This window comes from Mucilaginibacter sp. 21P (assembly GCF_019331605.1).
GTDB lineage: Bacteria > Bacteroidota > Bacteroidia > Sphingobacteriales > Sphingobacteriaceae > Mucilaginibacter > Mucilaginibacter achroorhodeus.
In genome coordinates, this window is the sequence record NZ_CP063061.1 from 178,480 (window position 1) to 199,404 (window position 20,925).

Annotated in this window: 14 protein-coding genes; 5 read left to right on the forward strand and 9 right to left on the reverse strand. The window is 42.3% G+C overall.

Going from position 1 to position 20,925, the window contains the following annotated elements; genetic code table 11:
• Positions 1–18 precede the first annotated feature (18 nt).
• From INP83_RS00645 to INP83_RS00680, 8 genes are all read right to left on the reverse strand, one after another.
• Positions 19–2,307, reverse strand: coding sequence for a family 20 glycosylhydrolase (locus INP83_RS00645; protein ID WP_219125912.1), 2,289 nt, complete (start codon positions 2,305–2,307; stop codon positions 19–21).
• 19 nt (positions 2,308–2,326) lie between these two features.
• Entirely contained in the window at positions 2,327–3,766 is a 1,440-nt protein-coding gene (locus INP83_RS00650; protein WP_219125913.1) for an alpha-L-fucosidase, read from the reverse strand.
• Positions 3,767–3,828: 62 nt separating this feature from the next.
• Positions 3,829–5,169, reverse strand: coding sequence for a vanadium-dependent haloperoxidase (locus INP83_RS00655; RefSeq protein ID WP_219125914.1), 1,341 nt, complete (start codon positions 5,167–5,169; stop codon positions 3,829–3,831).
• Positions 5,166–8,396 carry a VCBS repeat-containing protein gene (locus tag INP83_RS00660; protein WP_219125915.1) on the reverse strand — a complete coding sequence of 1,077 codons (3,231 nt, stop codon included), beginning with the start codon at positions 8,394–8,396 and terminating at the stop codon, positions 5,166–5,168. The genes INP83_RS00655 and INP83_RS00660 overlap by 4 nt, the downstream gene beginning before the upstream one ends.
• 124 nt (positions 8,397–8,520) lie before the next feature.
• Positions 8,521–10,098, reverse strand: coding sequence for a SusD/RagB family nutrient-binding outer membrane lipoprotein (locus INP83_RS00665; RefSeq protein WP_219125916.1), 1,578 nt, complete (start codon positions 10,096–10,098; stop codon positions 8,521–8,523).
• A 7-nt stretch (positions 10,099–10,105) separates the two neighbouring features.
• On the reverse strand, positions 10,106–13,321 hold the full coding sequence (locus INP83_RS00670) for a SusC/RagA family TonB-linked outer membrane protein (protein WP_219125917.1): 3,216 nt from the start codon (positions 13,319–13,321) through the stop codon (positions 10,106–10,108).
• A gap of 462 nt (positions 13,322–13,783) precedes the next feature.
• Positions 13,784–14,227, reverse strand: a complete 444-nt coding sequence (locus INP83_RS00675) for a hypothetical protein (RefSeq protein WP_219125918.1) — start codon at positions 14,225–14,227, stop codon at positions 13,784–13,786.
• A 131-nt stretch (positions 14,228–14,358) separates the two neighbouring features.
• Positions 14,359–16,305: a LuxR C-terminal-related transcriptional regulator gene (locus INP83_RS00680; RefSeq protein ID WP_219125919.1), complete on the reverse strand. Its 1,947-nt coding sequence runs from the start codon at positions 16,303–16,305 to the stop codon at positions 14,359–14,361.
• Positions 16,306–16,530: 225 nt separating this feature from the next.
• Between INP83_RS00680 and INP83_RS00685 the strand changes: the two genes are divergently transcribed.
• The 5 genes from INP83_RS00685 to INP83_RS00705 all read left to right on the forward strand — a co-directional run bounded on the left by INP83_RS00685 (position 16,531) and on the right by INP83_RS00705 (position 20,509).
• The gene (locus INP83_RS00685; protein WP_146272339.1) at positions 16,531–16,896 is read left to right on the forward strand and encodes a DUF4870 domain-containing protein; all 366 of its coding nucleotides are present in this window, start codon (positions 16,531–16,533) and stop codon (positions 16,894–16,896) included.
• 94 nt (positions 16,897–16,990) lie between these two features.
• Entirely contained in the window at positions 16,991–17,497 is a 507-nt protein-coding gene (locus tag INP83_RS00690) for a hypothetical protein (protein WP_146272338.1), read from the forward strand.
• Positions 17,494–18,930, forward strand: coding sequence for an ankyrin repeat domain-containing protein (locus INP83_RS00695; protein WP_146272337.1), 1,437 nt, complete (start codon positions 17,494–17,496; stop codon positions 18,928–18,930). The genes INP83_RS00690 and INP83_RS00695 overlap by 4 nt, the downstream gene beginning before the upstream one ends.
• A gap of 13 nt (positions 18,931–18,943) precedes the next feature.
• Positions 18,944–19,927 carry an ankyrin repeat domain-containing protein gene (locus tag INP83_RS00700; protein ID WP_219125920.1) on the forward strand — a complete coding sequence of 328 codons (984 nt, stop codon included), beginning with the start codon at positions 18,944–18,946 and terminating at the stop codon, positions 19,925–19,927.
• 36 nt (positions 19,928–19,963) lie between these two features.
• Entirely contained in the window at positions 19,964–20,509 is a 546-nt protein-coding gene (locus INP83_RS00705; protein WP_219125921.1) for a hypothetical protein, read from the forward strand.
• A gap of 112 nt (positions 20,510–20,621) precedes the next feature.
• Here the strand turns inward: INP83_RS00705 and INP83_RS00710 are convergent, their stop codons facing one another.
• Positions 20,622–20,903 carry an ATP-dependent Clp protease adaptor ClpS gene (locus INP83_RS00710; RefSeq protein WP_219125922.1) on the reverse strand — a complete coding sequence of 94 codons (282 nt, stop codon included), beginning with the start codon at positions 20,901–20,903 and terminating at the stop codon, positions 20,622–20,624.
• Between the last annotated feature and the right edge of the window lie 22 nt (positions 20,904–20,925).

A 20,925-nucleotide genomic window follows, 5' to 3' on the forward strand; every position in this document is an offset into this window, starting at 1 on the left:
CATCTCTCCGAGAGTATATTAGTTTTTAAACCATGTTGATGGCACCTCTGCCGGCGTACTGCCATTGAAACTGTATTTCAGTTTAAGCGCAAAGCCGCCGCCGCCTTCTATAAACTTTAATAGGAAAGGCTGTAAACCTTTGCCCAAAGCTACCTGTCCGTTCTTTTCCTGTGCGGAGTGCAGGCCATCATTATCTACCACCATGCGGTCCGCAATTTTTAAGATACCGCCATCGTCGCAAGTTAAATAGAACGTATAGATACCACTTTCGGGTACATTAATATATCCTTTATAAACCAACGCGAAAGAAGGTGCATTCACAGAAGCCGGCACAACGATATTGTTAGCGGTAAAGCTACTGTCAGGTTTCTTAGACTCGATCAATGAGGTTTGCTTGAAAAACGCCTTGTAATAATCGCATTTTAAACCAGCAGTAATATTTGCCTTTACGGCGGGTGCCAATGATTGCTGTTTGTAAGTGATGTTATAAATATCGCCTCTGAGGCCGTTTGGCATAAAGGCGGCTAATTTGATATTGGTGCTTTTAGTGATGTTTAACGGGCCCGCCAAAACCATTGAATTTGTTTGTGGTAGCGTACCATCGGTTGTGTACCTGATAGTCATTTCAGCAAGTGGTTTTTTAAGGCTTAACACGGCATTGTTTGTAAAAACGTTCTCACTAACAATACCGGGAATATCAGGCAGGCGATAATGCACCTTTAAAGCATCCATCCTTTTGTATTGGTCTGTAAGTCTTTTCAGATAGCCATCGTAATTTTTAGCATCGCCGTTCCACAATCTTTCTGCAAGTGCAGTCATGCGTGGCATAAACATGTAATCAGCGCGATTTTCAGACGGAATTTTTTCTGTCCAGATGTTTGCTTGTGCACCTATAATAGCTTTCGCTTCTTCCTTATTCAGCTTCGCCGGGATCGGGTTAAAGTGATAAACTTTATAAATAGAATACTGGTCGGCAGGGTTATCAAAGTACAGCGGTTCGCCCGGCGTCATGATCACCGAGTTACCATTTTTGGCTGCCTTAACAGGTGCATCCGGTACCCAGGTTCGCCAATACATGATAGTAGCCGTCGGACTAATGCCACCTTCTATCACCTCGTCCCAACCTATCAGTCTTCTGCCTTTTGAATTGAAATATTTTTCCATCCGGTTGATGAAGTAACTGTGCAAGCCAGCCAGGTCTTTAATGCCTTCGCGTTGCATCATCGCTTTACATTCTGCAGATTTTGCCCAATCAGTACGGTCAACCTCATCGCCTCCAATATGAATGTATTGCGATGGGAATATCTGCATGATCTCATCAAACACATTCTGGGCAAATTCATAAGTTGTTTCATTACAAGGGCAAATAGGCTTAGAGAACAGCTCACCAAACTTATTCTCACCGTTACAGGTTAAGAACGGGTATGAGGTGATGGCTGCCATCATGTGGCCGGGCATATCAATCTCAGGGATGATCTCGATGTGCTTTGAGGCAGCATAAGCAACCAGTTCTTTCAGCTGCGCCTGTGTGTAATAACCACCATATAGGGTTTTACCATCGCGTTGAATAATATGTGATTTATCAATCTCAAAATCAGGGTTATCTTTTGCCATTTTCATGCAGGCAGAGTCCTGGTTGTTAAAAGTGCGCCATGCGCCTTGCCGGGTTAGCAGTGGATATTTTTTAATTTCTACGCGCCAGCCCTGGTCGTCGGTTAAGTGCAAATGAAACTTGTTCATTTTATACAAAGCCATCAGGTCGATGAATTTGTGCAGGTAGCCGATAGAGAAAAAGTGTCTTGAAACATCCATGTGCATACCACGCCATGCGTACTCGGGCTGGTCGGCTATGCTTACGGCCGGCAAGCTCAAAGTTTTACCGTGATATGAGCCATTTTCTAAACCTATCGGCAACAACTGCCTGATGGTTTCTACCGCCCTGAACATCCCTGCCGGGGTGCGCGATTTAATTGTCACCGCGGCCGGCGTGATATCCATATGATAACCCTCGATAGGCAAAGTTTCATCATAAACCATGTTTATGGCTTTTGATCCTGCACCGGGTTTAAGGGTAACACCCAATCCGCGTTTAATTAACTGGTTAAGCTGCGCAACCTCGTTAGTAAATTTACCGGGGGCGGCATTTATTCGGGTTGTCGGCGTTATCGTAAACGCACCTGTGCCTGCGGTTAATGATGCAGGGTAAGGGATAATATCGTATCTATCGCCTTGTGCAAATACCGGTTTAACGGAAACGCCGGCAAGGCATAATAAAAAGAATATAATTCCTTTTCTTGAATTTTTCATGTATGTAGATGTAACTGTATTAGTAAGCGATCTTAAACGTTGCCGCTTGCTTTAATCCGTTATTAGCTTGCAAGGTTGATGGTATATCAATAACAATAGCATCTTCCTTTTTAGCCCATTTTACTTTTGATCTAAGCCCTAAAATTTTCACGCTTTTAACGCCTTTAGGATTCTCGACATGCATAGTGATACTGGCTGGTAATGTTACATTCTCTGATGCCGATGTTAAGAAACCATATACAGCCTTGCCATTTTCTGCCTTAGTATAGAAAACATTATTTTCTGAATATGGAGCAACCGGTACGGAATTGTAAATACCTTCCTGGTTAATAGCCATCCACTTACCTATATCTGCCAGGCGGTTATAAGCTGTAGGGTCCCAATCACCATCAGGGCCGGGGCCAATGTTCATCAATAGGTTTCCGCCTCTTGATACGATCTTTACTAAAAGATTAACGATCTCGTTTGCCGATTTGTATTTATCGCCGGGCACATAACTCCACGAATTACCCATGGTGATGCAGCTCTCCCAAGGATGATCGAGCGGCTTGTTTGGAACTGTTTGCTCAGGAGTAGTGTAGTTTTCATATTCGCCCGCTACCGTACGGTCTACCACTATGAGGCCGGGTTGTTTAGCCCTCGCCATTTTGGCAATACGTGGCATATCAATATCCTGGTTAAAGGTGATGGCTTTTTGCCAATCAACCGTGGTATCGATAGTGCTTTTTGGCCTTACCCATCCGCCATCTAACCACAGAATATCTACCTTGCCATAATCCGTCATCAACTCGCCTATCTGGTTATAAGTAAAATCCTTGAATTTCTGCCAGCGATCAGGGTGTTTGGCAGGGTCGTAATTCACGTTCCTGTCTTTTGGCGGGAAGTACGGCCACCAATAGTCTTCAGAATGCCAGTCGGGCTTTGAGAAATACGCTCCTATCATGAAGTTTTCCTTAGAAAAGGCGTTAAAGATCTCTTTGGTAACGTTTGCCCTTGGGTTTGACGAGAAAGGCGTTTTGTTCGATGTGATCTTATAATCTGTTTGTTTGGTATCAAACATGCTAAAACCATCGTGGTGTTTGGTTGTAAAAACCACATATTTCATTCCGGCAGCTTTGGCGGCCTTTACCCATTTTTCAGGGGCAAACTTTGTTGGGTTAAATGTGGTTTGCAGGTTTTCATAAGCGGCTTTGTAACCGTTATATGTGGCGCTGTAAGGGCCTTTGCGTTGCGTCCATCCTTCATCTTCAGGACAAATGCTCCAGCTTTCTACTACACCCCATTCGCTGTAAGTACCCCAATGCATAAACAGACCAAACTTTAGTTTCTGCCACTTTTTGAGGTTGGCCTGCACCGCAGGGTCTGATGGCGCTATGTAGTTAGCAGACATGTTGTGTTCCTGCGCACGCAACAGAAACGGACAGATCAAAAGGAAAAGTAAAAAACGAATTGTTCTCATATTTTTAATTATCTATCGACAATAAGGTAGATGCAGCGACTTATATTAAAGCCCGCCTGATATTATTTAGCAAAAGGCTCTAATCCTGCTGCCTTTAATTTGCTGATCACAATGTTACCCACTTCTTTACCCTGCACGTTGCCCTGCGTTACACTTTCCATGTAGTGTATGCCCCCGTAAAAGCGCGACATGGATGCTTCTGCGGCCGCTTGCCGGAATGACTTAAAAGAGCGTTGGCTGCTACCAAAAGGCACCTCAGTATTATCCGTAAAGCTGAAATTATCGCCAAGCAAATAAGTAAGCAGCTCTGCAGATGCATTTGATACTACAGCATGGCCACTGGTAAACTCGGGGAATGGTGGTGTTTGTAGCACAGGCTGCCATTTTACATCTATATACCTGTTAATAAAGGTTTCAGGGCGTATGCGGTCGCTGTTGTATTTTTCATCCCAACAGCTTATAAAGGCATCCATTAAGGTGGCACCTTCTACAGTAAGTGCGGCTACAGTTTGATCGAAACTTAGCTTAGCCTGCTTGGCAACCTGCCCCGTCAAATGCATCCAATGCCCCCCCGGACTGATCTTTTTAAACCCGATAGCCATGTGGCCAGATGTGGTAATAGCAAACGGGTTGCAATCCCAGAACATGGCCTGGTTTATCTGCTCAACGCTCAGGTGTTTGGATTGATTGTAAACCTCCATTACCTGTTTATAGAATGCCGAAGTTGTATCCTTATTGAAAGGCACGAGTTTAGCGGCTTTACATTGCCTCGCCGAATCGAGCAACATCACTCTTATGGTACGCCAGTTTGGTTCTACCGCTTCAAAATATCCCGGCGGTGTTGGATACCATTTTCCGTCAGCTTTTGATGGTGTATAACGTTTTAGGGCACTTAACTTGTTGTAATTATCAGATTTAGAAAAAGCCAATACATCTTTTGAGGCTGCTAAAGCGGCTTTGATAGAATTGTCTATTACATCCTGTTTAACACCAGTTTTCTTTAACAGTGTCACAAATTGTGTCTGATCATCTTCTAAAAGCGCGCCTGATGGTAACAACTGCTTACCTATCTCCAGGATAGCGTAGTAAGAAGCAATTTTGTAATCGTACTTACCCTTAAGCGTATCTAAAACGCCGGTAGGTTGGTATGCTTTAACGATGCTTTTTAAGGTGGGAACACTTTTGGTGTTAGCCTCTACCAGGTTGTAAGCGCCCATCATACTATATGCATAATAACGCGCAGCCACCGGCGGACTAACCACATCATGTATCATTACCATGGTCAAAGCATTAACAGCATGATCGGGCTGCAGATAATCGGGGTATGTTTTGCTGCTTTGCGCAGATACGGCACCCGAAATAAAAGCAGCTGCTATAAACAAGTATTGTTTAATACCTCTCATCGTTTAAAAAATTGAAGCGGGTTACCTGATGTACCGATGATCAAATAATCGGCATTAGCCACCCTGGTTTCCATGGCTGATTTTACATCGCCGGTTATAGACAGACCGGATGATGGCTGCGGAACGTAAATAAATCTACCCGTGCCATCGCCCTTTAACAACACGCCGTAATTGGCATCTATGCTACCTATCTTTAAGCGATTATCAGATTTATTGCCTAATAATAATAAATCCTGTTTGCCGTCCTTATTAAAGTCGTTTACCAATATTTGTGTAACCGGCGCAAATTGTGCTTCGATTGGCAGGGCCATGGCGTTAAACTTACCATCCTTGTTAATGAACAAGGTTGTAGTTATTGTATTGGCAGTTAGCTTTTGTGCTTTGGCCATTTGCTCAGGTGAAAGGATGTCTTTCATCGTTGCGTCCGCATAAGCCTTGTATGAGTTGAACTTACGACGCATCGGATAGATCTGCTCGTTCAACTCGTCGCGGCTCACAAATGGATAGCTGGTGCCACCATTATAAAAATTGAGAAAAGGATCTATAGAGCCGTTTTCATCAAAATCAGCATAATAAAGATCAGCAGGTTCTTTATCCGTAGCATGTATCTGTGAGTTATCACCTAAGTTGCCTGCAATAAGGTCTGGCCTACCATCACCGTTTACATCTGCAATAGCCATTTTAAACCAAAAACCACTCTGTGAGGTATTGAAATAATCCGCAGTGCGATCTTCAAAACCTTTAGCTGTGTTAATGAATACTTTTATCGGCATCATCTCGCCGCAAAGTATAAGGTCTTTACGTTTATCGTTATCAAGGTCGACCCATTGGGCATCGGTTACCATACCTAATTTTGCAAACGGAACATCTGCAACGGTAAAATGGCCTTTGCCATCATTAATCAGCAAGTAGCTTTGAGGAGCAAGCGGATATTTACCAGGCACTACCCTACCGCCCACGAAAATGTCCATGTCACCATCGCCATCAAAATCGCAAGGCGCTATGCAACTTTTGCTGTTAGCATTTATAACAGGTAAAGATGTTTTGGTAAGCACGAAACGGCCGTCCCCCTCGTTCAGGTATAATTCATCCTGCAGATCAGGTGTATTTGGTTCGTAATTACCATAGCCACCTTTTGCCAGGTAAAGATCAGGCTTACCATCGCCATTTGCATCGAAGAAGGAAGCAGCAGCTATGTTGCCGATATTATCGGAATATCCCCGGATCAATTCAACCGGTTGATAAGAACCACCAGGTTGCTGAATAAACAACTTGCCCGGACTGTTCTTTTCTCCACTCACAAAAATATCTTCCAGCTTGTCACCATTAATATCGGCTTTAGCCATTACCGGAGTAGTTCTGGAATACATGAACGTCATCAGCAATTGGCGCTTAAAATCGTTGTCGGTTATCTCATCAGCCTTGTAATCGATGATTGGTTTAACTTCGCTTAATAGTTTTGGTGCGGGTGTTTCCAAAGCAGCCATGGCTGTTGGCTTATGGTCAACTATAAGTTGCTGATCAGCCTTAACATCGCGCAGATATTGCACGGTTTGATCTGGCCAGATGATCTTTACCGAATCTATCCTGGTCTGATTGCCCAGTCCAAAATTTAAGGTGGTTGATACCGAAGACAAATAACCTCTTCCGGGGATCAGTTCCTGGTACTGCTCACCCAGCGGACTACACACATATATCTTTGAGCCGATGGCCGCAGTGTTTTTGCCCGTTCCTTTTAACTTAAAGGCGATGTAATGGCTTTTAGAGTTATCTGCAGCAGTGTTCTGATAAATTGCGGCGGGCTGATTAATAGCGTTTACCACCAAGTCCAAATCCCCATCATTATCCAGATCGGCATACACAGCACCACCAGAAATATTTTGCTGATTTAAACCCCATTCAACCTGCTTGTTAGTAAAAGTGAGATCGTGGTTGTTACGGAAAATATAATCAGACACCGGGGTTGATGGCATTGCTTTCACCAGATCCAACAACAGGAAAGGCTCCCCAGCCATGGCCTTTTTTATCTTATAATCGCCCCAATAGCGCAGAAAGTCTTTGTTAGTGTAATCTCTTAAATAGCCGTTAGATATAAAAAGGTCTTTATAACCATCATTATCAAAATCGGCAAGAAGCGGGCTCCAGCTCCAATCGGTATTTGAAACACCTGCGAGCTGTCCAATTTCACTGAACGTGCCGTCGCCGTTATTTAGCTGCAGCATATTACGCATGTATTGGTTGTATAACCCCTGGCTCTGCATCAAAGCAAAAGCCTCATAATTCTCCTCTAACTGCAATGATTTTTGCCGGTGATTATCTGCAGGCAGCATGTCAAGGGTTAAGATATCCGAGAAACCATCATTGTTGTAATCGGCAATATCAACACCCATAGAGAAGTGCGACATGTGCCTCACCATCTCTTTTGAGCGTTCGGCAAATTTGCCGTCGTGTGTGTTGATATAGATGTAATCGGGTTCGTTGTAGTCGTTAGTTACGTAGATGTCAAGCCAGCCATCTTTGTTAATGTCTGACACAGCTACCCCTAAACCAAACGTTAGCGGGTTTTGGATGATACCTGCATTTTTGGATACTTCTACAAATTTACCGTTATCGTTACGATAGAGTTTGTTACTTGCTAAAAGGTCCGTTTGTTCCTTAAAGCGTGCAAGCTCCATGTTATCTATTTTTTTTATGTTGTGATTTAGCAGGAACATATCCAGATCGCCGTCATTATCGTAATCGAAAAATACAGCCTGGGTGCTGTAGCCTGTGTCAGCAAGATCGTATGCCGCAGCCTGTTCCTCAAATTTGTTATTTCCTTTATTGATGAATAATTGGTTTGCTCGGGTAGCATCGTCTTTTTTGCCCGAATAGCAAACGTAAATGTCCAGTAGCCCATCGCCGTTAACATCGGCCATGGTAACACCTGTTTTCCAACCATTACTACGGCCCGCTAAATCGGCACCGGCCTGGCTGGTAATATCTTTAAATTTTAAGCCACCAAGGTTAAGGTAAAGCTTATTGGGTTTCATGTTGCCTGTGAAGAAAAGGTCAGGCAAACCATCATTATTAATGTCGCCAACTGCAACGCCGGCACCATTATAAAAGTATTCATATGACAGTACGTTCAATGACTCAGTTTCTGAAATATCATTACTGAACTTAACGCCTGTTTGGGTTGGGGGTAATAGTTTAAAAAGTGTTTGCGCAGGCAGAGAACCAGGCAAGCAAGTAGCCGCAAAAAGAATTAAGCAGCTTAAATAATTAGGGATCTTCAACACTACATCAAACTTAAAAAAGTAATTCGTAAAGAGGCATCGCCTCTTTACGAATTAACTAAAATCGGGCTTATTATTTATCCCACCAAACACGGGTAGCAAAATTATCCGCACCCTGTCTTTGCACAGCTGCGTTATAATTAGCTCCGTTTTGTTGTAATTGACTGGTTGGATAAGGCATTCTACGCGGTACCTGACCAGTTATATATTGACCTGGGAAAACAACAGGTGTTAATACAGGGAACCCTGATCTTCTCCAGTTTGCAAACGTTTCGTTATAGTTGAAAGTAGCAGAAGTTGTTACCCAATACTCCAGGTTAATCTGTTGTAAAGCAGTAGCCGGGTTAAGTGGGTTTGCCGCTACGTAGGTTGCAATAGCTGCATCACTAACAGTAGCAATTGGAGTGGCATTGTAACCAGCCAAAGTTTTCATATCAGCGGTTAAAGCATTTGCAAAGTGAGTAGCTGCAACACCAGTATTCCAGCCTCTTGACGCTGCCTCCGCTAATAATAATTCAGACTCACCATAAGTGTAAATATAGTTTGCACTTCCTCTGTCAGCATAAACCTGGAAACGAGGACGAGAATATTTACCAAGAGGTGCAGGAGCGTCAGTTGCACTTGCGGCAGGTGTTGCGCCAGGATAACCGGGAGCATTAACAATGCTGCTTATGGTGTATCCATTCGGCATACCTTGCTGTAGGCTTGCAGTGTTGTCACCAGCGGTTTGATTTTGGTTAGCGGCAAGGCCGTTACCAATAGCTATTTCTGCAATTGCTGGTATACGAGGATCGTTTTTCGATTTCATATAATCGATAAGCGTTTTGCCCCATCTAACCTCTCTGAAGTCGTCTGGTGTACGCATAACATCTGAGTTACTGCTTGTTGCGTTAGCCGGGTCAGCCATAACTTTCGCGTCATCTGCAATGCTGCTCATTGTACCACCCGCGAATGCCTTTTCAGCATAAGTTTTTGCGGTTGCCGGGTCAACTTTCACTAAACGCATACCCAATTTCAACATCATCGAGTAACCAAGGCGTTTCCATTTGCTAACATCACCTTTGTAAAATAAATCAGCAGTAGGGCCCACCTTTGAAGCATCAAGAGCCGCAGTTGCAGCATCCAATTGTGCCAGCATATCTGCGTAAATGGCTTGCTGTGCATCATATTTAGGTGTAAAGTTACCTGATTTAGCCAAACCTGCTTCTGAGTAAGGTACATCGCCATACAAATCGGTAAGACGCTGTACTTCCATTACCCGCAAAATTGTAGCACAAGCATTAAGATTAGTGTACTCAGGCTTGTCCTTGATAAGAGCTTGCATTTCAACAATCAGCGTTAATGCGCTATAAGTCCTGTTCCAGGGGTAGCTAAAGTAACCAGAACCAGCGCCGCCAAAAACGTACTTATCACCGTTGTAGTAGTAGCTAAAGGTTGAGGCCAAAGATTGCATCCACTCACTTTGGAAAAGCAGTTGGTCATAACCAGTTTGCGAAAATGTGATCTGCGACTGCGATAAGAAATAATTTGGGTTAATTAAATTACCGGTCGTTTTATTGGGGTCAGTGTTTATCGCCTCAAAATTCTTTGTACAGCTGGCCATAAATGTAGCACCCGCTACGAGGCAACTGAAAATATATCGTTTTTTCATTTTCTGTTTAGTTTTTGAATTTAAAGTTCACATTTAAACCATAAGTCCTGGCGAAAGGTAAACTGCCACCTTCGATACCTGCATATCTAACATCGTTTGAAAAACCTGACTCTGGATCGATATTCTTGGTATGTTTCATAATAGTCCAAAGGTTACGACCAACTGCTGATACGCCAATGCTGCTGAACGGTGTTCCTCTCAAGAAGGCAGCGTTAAAGGTATAGCCAAACGTAATTTGGCGTAGTTTAATAAAGCTACCGTCTAACACATCAACCGTGTAAACGTTACGCGCTAATGCCTGGTAATATGTTTGTGCTGGAACGCTGACAGTGTTTGGAGTACCGCTTTCTGTAACGCCTACACCAACAACACCGGTTTCACGACCATTTAACGTAAGTTTATTTAAACCTCTAAAAATACTGGCTTGCTCAGTAGCTGACAAAACCTTGTTACCAAAACGGTAATCAACCAGGAAACCTAAATTAAATTGTTTGTAGTTGAATGTGTTATTTAAACCGCCATAAATTTTAGGGATTGTAGAACCCATAGGAATTAAATTTCCGGTTTGTGGCAGACCATTACTGTCAAAAACGATGTTACCAGATGCATCACGTTTGTAATCTGCAGCAAGTATCTGCGGACCAGGTAAACCAGCAACAAGGGCTGTAATAGCTAAACCGTTGGCTGCAGAAGGACGGAACCTACCAAAGTTGATGTTATCGTTTGTTACACCATCTGTTTGCAATATCTTATTTTTAACATAGGTGAAGTTAAATGACGGGGTCCAGCTGAAGCCCGATGTTGATCTTACAGGTGTACCATGGATCTCAAACTCTATACCTTTATTTTGGGTAGAACCGGTGCCGATATACCTGTTTGTATAACCTGTAGACCAGTCTAAGTTTCCGTTAATGATCTCGTTGTTTGTTTTACGAGAGAACAACGTAAGGTCGAAACCTAATCTATCGCCCCAGAACTTCATTTCTAAACCGGCCTCAACCTCTTTTAAGGTAAATGGTTTTAAGAAAAGGTTTGGTAACTGGCTGCTAAAGCCCGCAGTAGGTACGCCATTGATCGCATTATTTAAATTGTAGTAAACGCTGTTTGAATAAGCAGCGGCATCATTACTTGTTTGTGCAAACGATAAACGCACTTTACCCAGGTCAACACCATCCATTTTATGCAACTCAGAGAATATGAAACTACCTGAAACAGAAGGTGAGAATATACCAGGACCTACAGATTTAGCAATGGTACTGTAATAATCATAACGACCGGTTGTGCTCAACACCAAGTAGTCTTTGATGGAAAAATCTGCTGAATAGTAAGCCGAGTTAACTTGCTTATTGGTAATTAGATCAGTGCTTGGGCCAGAGTTACGTGAACCGAAGTTTGTAAGGCTATAGAAGTAAGGTATGATGAAACCGCCCTGTCCTTCAATAAAAGTGCCATCAGCATTTGATTTGCGAATGTTACCACCAGCGGTAAAGTCAACGTTTAATAGGTCTTTAACAAGGCTGTGTTTTGCATTTAACAAAATGTCAGTGTTAAACTCTGTAATTTGTGCATTGGCTTGTCTCATTGTTCCGTTATCCCCGCGGTAACCGGTACCCGTAGGTTCAATATCAATACGCTTGTCATTACTTACATCGTACCCTACACGGCCTTGTAAGTAAAGCCAATTTGTAAAATCGTATTTGGCCGACAACGCAGATATTAACCTGCTTCTTTGAGTATTCTTTTGAAAATAATTTGCAGCAAAGTAAGGGTTGGTTACATAGCTATCATCGGTAAAGGTTAACTCCTTACCATCCGGAGTTACACCCGGAGCTAAAGTAGCCTGATCCTGGTTAGGCGCTAAAAACTGAACGTTATTAGGGTTGCCCGGACCGTCACTTAAGCCAGATCTGTTTTTAGAATTTTCTAAAACATAATTGGCAACAACGTTAACATTCAACTTGGAAGTTACTTGTTGGCTTCCGTTAAAGTTAAACGTTTTCCTGTCCAGATAGCTGTTGGGTACCATAGAATTGGCACGAAGATCTGACAAAGATAACCTGAAGGTACTTTCTTTACCACCGCCCGAAAAAACAGCAGTATTTGTAAACGAAGGAGCAGTGCGATAAAAATCAATGTAATTGCTAACCGGAGAGTATGGGTGGTCTTTGCCATCAATTTGCGGCACCATGCTGCCATCCATTTTTGTACCCCATGCCAAGCTGCCTGAGTTACGTGCTTCGTTAAGTGAAGTTGGCTTCGCAGCTACACCGGCAGCATTTAATATACCCTGGCCATATACTTGTTGAAAATCAGTATTATCTACAGGTTTATCAAATTGAATATTGGTGTTGAATTCAACACCAAAAGCCGAATTCTTTTTACCAGATTTTGTAGTGATCAAAATTACACCGTTAACAGCACGTGAACCATACAACGCTGACGCAGACTGACCTTTCAGTACAGTCATCGATTCAATATCGTCGGGGTTGATATTTGAGATACCATCACCGTAATCAGCTCCACCCCACTCACCAGAAGCGCCTCTTTGCGTATTATCCATAGGTACGCCGTTTATAACATATAAAGGGCTGCCGGCTGTAAAGCTGGTTAAACCACGCAATAACACGCGCGCAGATGAACCCGGACCACCGTTTGATGAACCAACGCTTAAGCCGGCCACGCGGCCTTGAAGTGATAAAGCAACGTTAGTTTCTTTAGCTTTATTAAGCGCATCACCATTTACTGTTGATACTGCATAACCAAGCTTCTTTTGATCTTTAGATATACCGAGTGCCGTTACAACAACCTCATTTAAGCCTTTGGCCGATGGGTTCATTTTCACACTGATAATAGTTCTGCCACCTACAGCTACTTCCTGAGATTGGTAACCTATGAAAGAGAAAACAAGTGTTGCGTTGTCTGGAGCGTTTAATGTGAAGTTACCGCTTGCATCAGTAACAGTACCACCAGAAGTGCCTTTAATGCTAATTGATACACCTGGTAGTGGTGCGCCGTTCTCATCTACAACTTTACCTTTAATTACGGCAAAGTTTACAAGCTTATCAACGTTTACGGTTGCTTTTGTAAGTGGAAATGCACTGGCTACCGAAGGTAACACAGCCGGAACGGTTAAAGCAAGTGTCAAATTCATTATAAATACCGACTTCTTGGAAGACAGCCCGCATTTATTAAGTACACCTTTTGGGTGTTTAATAAATTTCATACTATTTGTTGTTTAAGTTAATTAAGTTTTTCAGTCCAGTTTATGCCATGCAAAACCGATGTTTCCCGATTTATCTAAAAAGAAATATTAGCATGGTATTGATGATCAGATAATTGATCTATCGTGAGGTGGTAAGTATGCGTTTTCACATAGGCGATAGATTAAGTTGGTTACTAAGTTGATTTATAGGATTCATATTGATATTAAGGTATTATTATCGTAAAGATAATTCTCGAAGTTATACATTGGCTCACGCTAATTATTGACGATAATTTGCAATAGATTTAGCTTTTTTTGCAGAGCGCTGCAAACATAGGAAAACACATCTTAAGTAACTAATCTGCTACAATCGAAATTTTAAATTTTCAGCTGTAGCATTTCTAAACCTAAATTGGATACAGGCTGGCAAAACGGACAAAGCCCCGCGTTGCGAGGCTCTATTTATTTTTGAAATATCCTGATTTAATTTATCACCAATTCTTCAGAAACGTTATACCCCATCGTTGTTTTGTGGATAGACCGGCTCTGGAAAAATACAGCCACCAAAGGTAACAGTGATAGTTCGGCTGCAAGTACTATGGCACTTACAGACGCCCATGAAAGCTCAAAAAAAGCAAATCTGAACGCCGAGAATATAATGATGGTATGTACTAACCAAAGTGACGATAATAGTGTTAGACCGTATACCGTTAGCGATGGTTGCTGATTCACCCATTTTAATATGAACAGGTTTACAGCTTTTCCCATTAACCAGCTAACGCCACCAAATGCAAAACCAACAACTATTTGCGGCAACAATTGTAACGTAAAATACCATTTTAAAAAATCAACGCAACCTGCGTTAAAAGTGTAAAATATTCCGAACGTAAGCAGTGTAACTGCTGCTATTTTAAGTAATCTTCCCATCACCTATCTTTTTTGATTGAAACGTAAATATCGTAACAATAGTAACATAGGCGTTACAAAACGTATTAGAATTTGCTTAGAATTCTTTAACAGATGTGAAGTGGATCGAGATTGTTGATAAAAAGCAGAAATCAATCTGCCTTATGGTCTGTGTATTGAAAACCTGAAACTGCCTGGTCAAGATCGTCATCTTTACCAAGCTTAAGTTTTTGCTTTAAACGGTAGCGGGCCATGCGGATACTTTTGGGTTCAACACCTAAGCGGCTTGCTATTTCTTTATTATCCAATCCCATTAAAATATACGCGCAATATTTAAGATCTAACCGGGTAAGGGAATTATCTGCCCGTTGCTGCAGCGCTGCAAAAAACGACGGATGGATATGGCTGATGCCCTGTTGCTCGTCGAGGCTTTTATCAGCACGTAAGTTTTGATTGATGATACGGCCTATTTGCCTGGCTACATGCTGCGCATCTCCCCCGCGCGATTTCTCTTTGAGCAATTCAAATATGGCGTTCTTCTCTTCTATTTTTAAAGTGCCGGCCAGCAGCTCTTTTTCCAACCATTCGGTTCTGTCTTGCAGTAGGGCTTGTTGCGCTTCGGCCCTGGCGCGCTCCTCTTCCCGCAAATGGGCCTGCAGTTCTGCCTCCTGTTTCTCCATTAGTAGTTGTTGAGCTTCGGCCTGTTTAAGTTTGGCAATCAATTGTATCTCTTCGTTCTGCTTATCGGCTATCTGCTTTTGTTGCTGAGATGCTTTCAGTTTATAATGGTAAGAACTCAGCAACAAACCCAAAACCAAAATGCTTACCGAGCCAATGGCCACATACAGCCAGTTAAGCCTTTTATTGTAATTGTCGCGTTCTTTTAACCGTTTTATCTCGTTATCTCTCTGGGCTGCATGGTATTCCTCTTCAAGTTGCTGCACAATGCTTAATTTTTGGGCATCAAACACTTTACCATAATAGGTTATGTACTGCTTGTAGTAGTCAAGGGCCTTTTGTTTATCACCCTTTTGCTCTGCAACGTTTGCAAGCCCCAGCATCAACCGCGATCGGGTTATATCCACCCCAGGCGCTGCACTTGCCAGTTCACCAATGCCTGTGATCAGATATTGCTCCGCTTTAACATAATCTCTTTGCCTTAACGCGTATTCGCTAAGTATTCCATAACAGTTGGCGATAATTTCTTTTCCGTTGGTTTTGCGGCCTATTGCCAAAGCTATATTTACATATCGTTGTGCACTATCTTTAAAGCTTAAGGGATAATATTTAAAGTAAGCGTTGGCAATATTCAAAGCAGTTAACGAGGCATTGCTTTGAATAAATATCCGCTCCTTATTCTTCTCATAAAAATTCATAGCCCTGCGATAGTAGCGCATGCTCGAATCTAAAAGTTCGCGCCGGGCCATATTATGTTCAAAAGACGAAAAGAAACTATGAGCCAGCGTCATATAACCTATTTGGGCATCATCTGCAAAAACGCTCTTTTTTGATGCAGCTAAACAAGCCATGGCATAGCGGTGTTGCTTTACGGTATCGCTTCCGTAGGCGTATATACTTGCGATATAATGGTTGATGAGTGTTTTATAACTCAAAGCCCTTTTATCAGTAGCATTTGCCAACAATTGATCTGCCTTTAACAGACCGGATATCGCTTTCTCATTATTGCCCCTAACCAACTCAAGCCAACCTTTGCGGAGCCATACAAAGGCCAGCATTTCCTTATCCGTAGTTTTAGCGGCACATCGGCTGGCGCTATCCAGGTAAATTACTGCTCTTCTTTCCTGGCCCTTTTGCATCAACAGGTAAGCCATGGTAGCATAGCAGAATGCCTTTGGTCCGGCTTCATCTAATTCTTTGGAAAGCTGCAAGGCCCGCCGGGCAGTTTTTAGAGCTTCGTCAGCATCTTTTTCTAATGTAGCCCTTGCCAATTCGGCTGTGGCAACAGGCCTTTCTTTATAAGACACACTATTGGCTACCCGCGTTAAAGAGTCAATGATCAAAGATTGAGAGAAGCCGGTATTTCCATATCCTAACAGATAGAAAAACACGAGAAAGACGAAGATCTTCTTTAAATACATAAGTGCTCAGGTAGTTAACTATAGCGAAACGGCTCTTTTCACATCTTCCTTATCTCGCCGTAATTAATACTGTAACACAACAACTTATAAAATTGTTGTAGATGATTTGTAGACGGTTTAAAATTAACTGGTAGACGCCTTGTAGCTACCGTTTTTTTGGCTCCGGACAGCTACCTAACTACTTTTGGGTCAACATCTTTATTGTTAACCTTAAAAGTAAAAACTATGTCAAACAAAACATTAGCTATTGTAAGCTACATCACCATTATCGGTTGGATAATTGCTTATTTAGAATTTAAAAAGCGCGAACAAAAAAGCGAATTAGTAAACTATCATTTGGGCCAATCCTTAGGGCTTATCATTCTATCGTTTGCTCTCGGTATTTTGATGTCTATTCTTATTGCTATAATCCCCGGCTTATACATTGTAAGCGGTATAGTTGGTTTAGCAACCTTTATACTCATGCTGTTGGGTATTGTGGCCGCTAACAATGAAGCCGTAAAACCACTACCAATAGTAGGTAAATTATTTGAAGGCCGCTTCAACTTCAGCGACCAGGCTGGCGCAAATTCTCAGCAAAAAAGCTTCTAAATAATTGAGCCTAACCTTTCTAAAAGCCCTGGTACCGTTGCTTTTAACATAGTAGCGGCTACCAGGTATTTTATTTACCTATTTAAAATAAATTATGCTGTTAGGTTCAAATACAACAAGCCCGGGTGTTAATCATGTACTGCGAACTGACTTCATTGTTCAGCTCATTAGTCAATCGAAGTATGCGGAGGCTTACCAGCTGCTAAAAGCCGAGCCGACAGATAAACCTACTACTCACTACAATCTTGCCCTGTGTTTTTATTGGACGGGCAACTACCGCGAAGCGCTTATTTATCTGGACAAGGCACAAATGTTCTTGCCGGCAGGTACAATAAGATCTAAGCAGTTGATTGATGAGTTTTATAAAAACCTGCGGGATAAACAGAATCAACTGAACGACCATCAAACTGCTATCACTGACCAATATTTACACGCCTTTCCGGAGATGGTAGCAGATGGGATAATCCGGCTAAAAACTGATTGCTGGTTGCAGCTTAAAGAATTTGCTATTGTAGTTGAAACAGCCACCCCCATAGCTTACAAACAGTACAGAAATATTACCGAAGCATTGACCACAGCTAAAGAAAAACTTAAAAAATGAGTACAGAATTTAATCTGATAAGAGATACTTATCATCGCAATATGTTTGCGGATGACGCTGCAAAGATTGATGTACTGGCGCTTTATCAATCGTTACCAGATCTGGCTATCACAGGTGATCAGGAAGAAAACCTTTATCATCTTGCAGCCAGATTCACACATCCCGAAGCGATAAAATTTTTACGGGAAAAAGGCGTAAAACCCGATACAGATAAGTACGGCAATACGCCGTTGCACGCACTTGCAACGGCTAAGTTTGATCTCAGCGATCTTAAGCTTGAACAAAAAGCGATAAGGATCAAAGAAACAACGCAAGCATTGCTTGAAGCCGGCGTTAATTCCAAAAAGAAAAATGACTCTGGTAAACTTGCTTATTATGAAGCCGGGCTGGTTTATATGTACCCCATGCTGGATGTTCTTGGAGACACTGGAACGAAATTGGACGCAACAGAAGCAGAAGGTAAAAATCTGCTGCATTCCATTTGCGATAAATTGGTCCACCGTAAAAGTATACCGGGCGCATTAGATGCTGCAACAAAAATTGTTAAAGTACTTATTGAAAAAAGCGGCATAGACCCTGACGATAAAGACATCTTTGGCAGCACTCCACTGGCATACGCCCAGCGCAGCGGTGTAAAAGAAATAGCCGCCATATTAACAGGCAACGATGAAAACACCACAACCGGGGGCATGACGATGCATGAGGCCGTGCTTAACCGTGATATGGCCGCGTTGGAGAGTATTGTAAAAACCGAGGTCGATTTGGATCAACTGTCAGACCAGCATAACCGTGCGGCACTCATGCTTGCTTGCGAGTATCCATCGCTGCCGATGGTAAAGATATTAACTGATGCAGGTGCAGATGTGAATTACCGCACCGGTATAGGCGAAACCGCTGCCTATTATTTGCTTGCAAAGGGTATAACAAACTTTGGCCGCGGATTAAGCCAAGACCTAAAAGACATCGTTAAAATTCTCCGCAATTTGATTGACAAAGGACTGGACGTGGATGCTGCTATCACCAATGATGGTGACACCGCACTAAACGTGATCTGCAAGGCCGGTTATCTTGCTGATCTGAATGCTGCATTAGTTGAAGAGTTGATTGATGCCGGTGCCGACGTCAACAAACCTGATCAATTCGGCCGAACACCGTTAATGTCATTTGCCATGCGAGGTAATGAGCCCAAGTATGCAATTGCCGAGCTACTGCTTGACAATGATGCCGACACGACATATGTAGATAACACAGGCAGTACGGCTTTAATGTACGCAGCCTCAAACCCCGACCAGATGTCGGCGAAGAAACTTGTTTCGCTGATATTGGATAAGGATACCTCTACGATAGAAAATGTAAATAATGCCGGGCAAACCGTTATGGACGTGGCTATACAAAATGGCAACGAAGCCGTTGTAAAACAAATACTGGCTTAAGAATCATACAGATATGGATAATATGTTTTTAAATGCTTGCAAAAATGCTCAGAAAGGCATTGTGCAGGCTTTTCTTAAAAAGGGCGGCATTAATGTAGATAAACGCGACGCGCTTGGTAATACACCGCTTTATTATGTATGTATTAAAGGTGCAAAAGACATCGCTAAGATGTTGATAGATGCCGGGGCTGATGTAAACCTGCAGAACAACATCAGTGAAGCTCCTTTACATTGCGCAGCACGGGCGGGGGCCAAAGAATTGATAAAGCTGCTTACTGACGCCGGAGCAGACTTAAATGCAGGTAACAATTTTGGCCAAACACCAATATTTTACGCTGTACTTGCCGGTAAAACTGAAACGGCTTTGTACCTCATATCATTAGGGGCCGATGTAAATATCAAAGACAATGGAGGATATAATATTCTGGACCATGCAACGGCCAACGGTATGCGCGAATTGGTTGTCCAATTATCAGGTACCGAAGGAAGCGACACTGCCCAAAAAGATAATAATGGCAACACACCCCTTCATCAGGCAGTTTACAATAACCAGAGCGAGGTAGTTGCATCACTGCTTAAAAGTGGCAGCCTCAATGTTAACGAGCTTAACAATAACGGCGTTAGTCCGCTTATCCTGGCAGTGAACAATTCAAACACTCACCTTACCGAACTATTGATAAATGCCGGTGCTGATGTAAATCAGCATGTGCTTAACGGCAATTCAGCCTTGCACTTTGCGGCTGGCATGGGCAATCATCATTTGGGCAAAACGCTCATTAAAGGTGGCGCTGAGGTAAATTCAAGAAATAGCTTTAGCGAAACGCCGCTAATTGTTGCAGCCCAGTGCGGGTTTAATGATTTTACAGCAATGCTGCTTGAAAATGGCGCCGACCCCAACGCGGTAGATAACGAAAGCCGCAGTGCTATAAATTTCGCGAGCGAACGCGGTTATACCGAAATATTAGAACAATTGTTAATGGCAGGTGCAACGGAATAACTGCACTGCTTATTGCTAACTTTTAATACCACAATCATGAAAAAAATGATTTTCCTGACAATAGCTCTTGCTGTATCAACTTTTGCACGGCAAACTTTTGCACAAACCGAAGCATCTGCAGAAGAGAAAAAGAATAAAGTTGTAATGACCATTATGGATGGAGGGAAAGCCATCACTGCAGAGATAAACTCAGTAAATATTTCTATAAACCGCTACGAAGATAACATAGATGAAGAACAGGCTTCGGAAGTTAAATCTGCGGTTGCTGACACAAGTAATGTGAAATTGCCAAAGACCTTTTCAAAACGAGCTCCCGGGATTTCCTATCTAACAATAGAGGCAAAATCTTTAAGTAAAGAGATGATGCAGGTACTTGCAAAGATCAGGAACAGGTTTGATGGCAACATCACCATTACAGATGCTGCCACCAAAAAAGTAGTTAAAAGTTTAAAATTTAAAGGTGGGGCACTTTATACTTATTCCGATCAGTTAACATCACTTACAGAAAGTTACGGCTATAACAGCATAGGTTTATCCTTAAGTTGCAAAGGACTTTCAATTGACGGAGTGGACTTTAATTGATTTAGACAGTTTGCTCAACTTATCACAATGAGCAGTCCTGGAAAAGTTGATTGTTAATAGTCAACGTTTTACAGGACTATGTATTTATTGGGCTCTAAAAACTGTACTCGTATCAATCAACAGAAACGGTCAAGCCTTCCTGCTGTAATATCTTGCGGTAAATTTCCATCTCGGTAAAAGAACCTTCCAAAACCGCACATTTGCCTTCATTATGAACTTTCCAGGCTATTTTTTCCGCCTGGCTTTCATTGTAATCGAGGTATTTCATCATGCAATAAATTACATGATCGAAAGTGTTATGGTCATCATTCCACAAAATAAGGCGGTGCATTTCTTTAAGGCCCGCCAGTATCTCTTCAAGCGTGAGGGTTTCTTCCTGTACTTCGGTTGGCATATCACGCAAATCTACTCAAAAT

What these genes read in the sequence shown, in the direction of transcription:
- INP83_RS00645 (WP_219125912.1), bottom strand. Translation starts at nt 2,307, where the DNA reads ATGAAAAATTCAAGAAAAGGAATTATATTCTTTTTATTATGCCTTGCC.
- INP83_RS00650 (WP_219125913.1), bottom strand. Translation starts at nt 3,766, where the DNA reads ATGAGAACAATTCGTTTTTTACTTTTCCTTTTGATCTGTCCGTTTCTG.
- INP83_RS00655 (WP_219125914.1), bottom strand. Translation starts at nt 5,169, where the DNA reads ATGAGAGGTATTAAACAATACTTGTTTATAGCAGCTGCTTTTATTTCG.
- INP83_RS00665 (WP_219125916.1), bottom strand. Translation starts at nt 10,098, where the DNA reads ATGAAAAAACGATATATTTTCAGTTGCCTCGTAGCGGGTGCTACATTT.
- INP83_RS00670 (WP_219125917.1), bottom strand. Translation starts at nt 13,321, where the DNA reads ATGAAATTTATTAAACACCCAAAAGGTGTACTTAATAAATGCGGGCTG.
- INP83_RS00675 (WP_219125918.1), bottom strand. Translation starts at nt 14,227, where the DNA reads ATGGGAAGATTACTTAAAATAGCAGCAGTTACACTGCTTACGTTCGGA.
- INP83_RS00680 (WP_219125919.1), bottom strand. Translation starts at nt 16,305, where the DNA reads ATGTATTTAAAGAAGATCTTCGTCTTTCTCGTGTTTTTCTATCTGTTA.
- INP83_RS00685 (WP_146272339.1), top strand. Translation starts at nt 16,531, where the DNA reads ATGTCAAACAAAACATTAGCTATTGTAAGCTACATCACCATTATCGGT.
- INP83_RS00690 (WP_146272338.1), top strand. Translation starts at nt 16,991, where the DNA reads ATGCTGTTAGGTTCAAATACAACAAGCCCGGGTGTTAATCATGTACTG.
- INP83_RS00695 (WP_146272337.1), top strand. Translation starts at nt 17,494, where the DNA reads ATGAGTACAGAATTTAATCTGATAAGAGATACTTATCATCGCAATATG.
- INP83_RS00700 (WP_219125920.1), top strand. Translation starts at nt 18,944, where the DNA reads ATGGATAATATGTTTTTAAATGCTTGCAAAAATGCTCAGAAAGGCATT.
- INP83_RS00705 (WP_219125921.1), top strand. Translation starts at nt 19,964, where the DNA reads ATGAAAAAAATGATTTTCCTGACAATAGCTCTTGCTGTATCAACTTTT.
- INP83_RS00710 (WP_219125922.1), bottom strand. Translation starts at nt 20,903, where the DNA reads ATGCCAACCGAAGTACAGGAAGAAACCCTCACGCTTGAAGAGATACTG.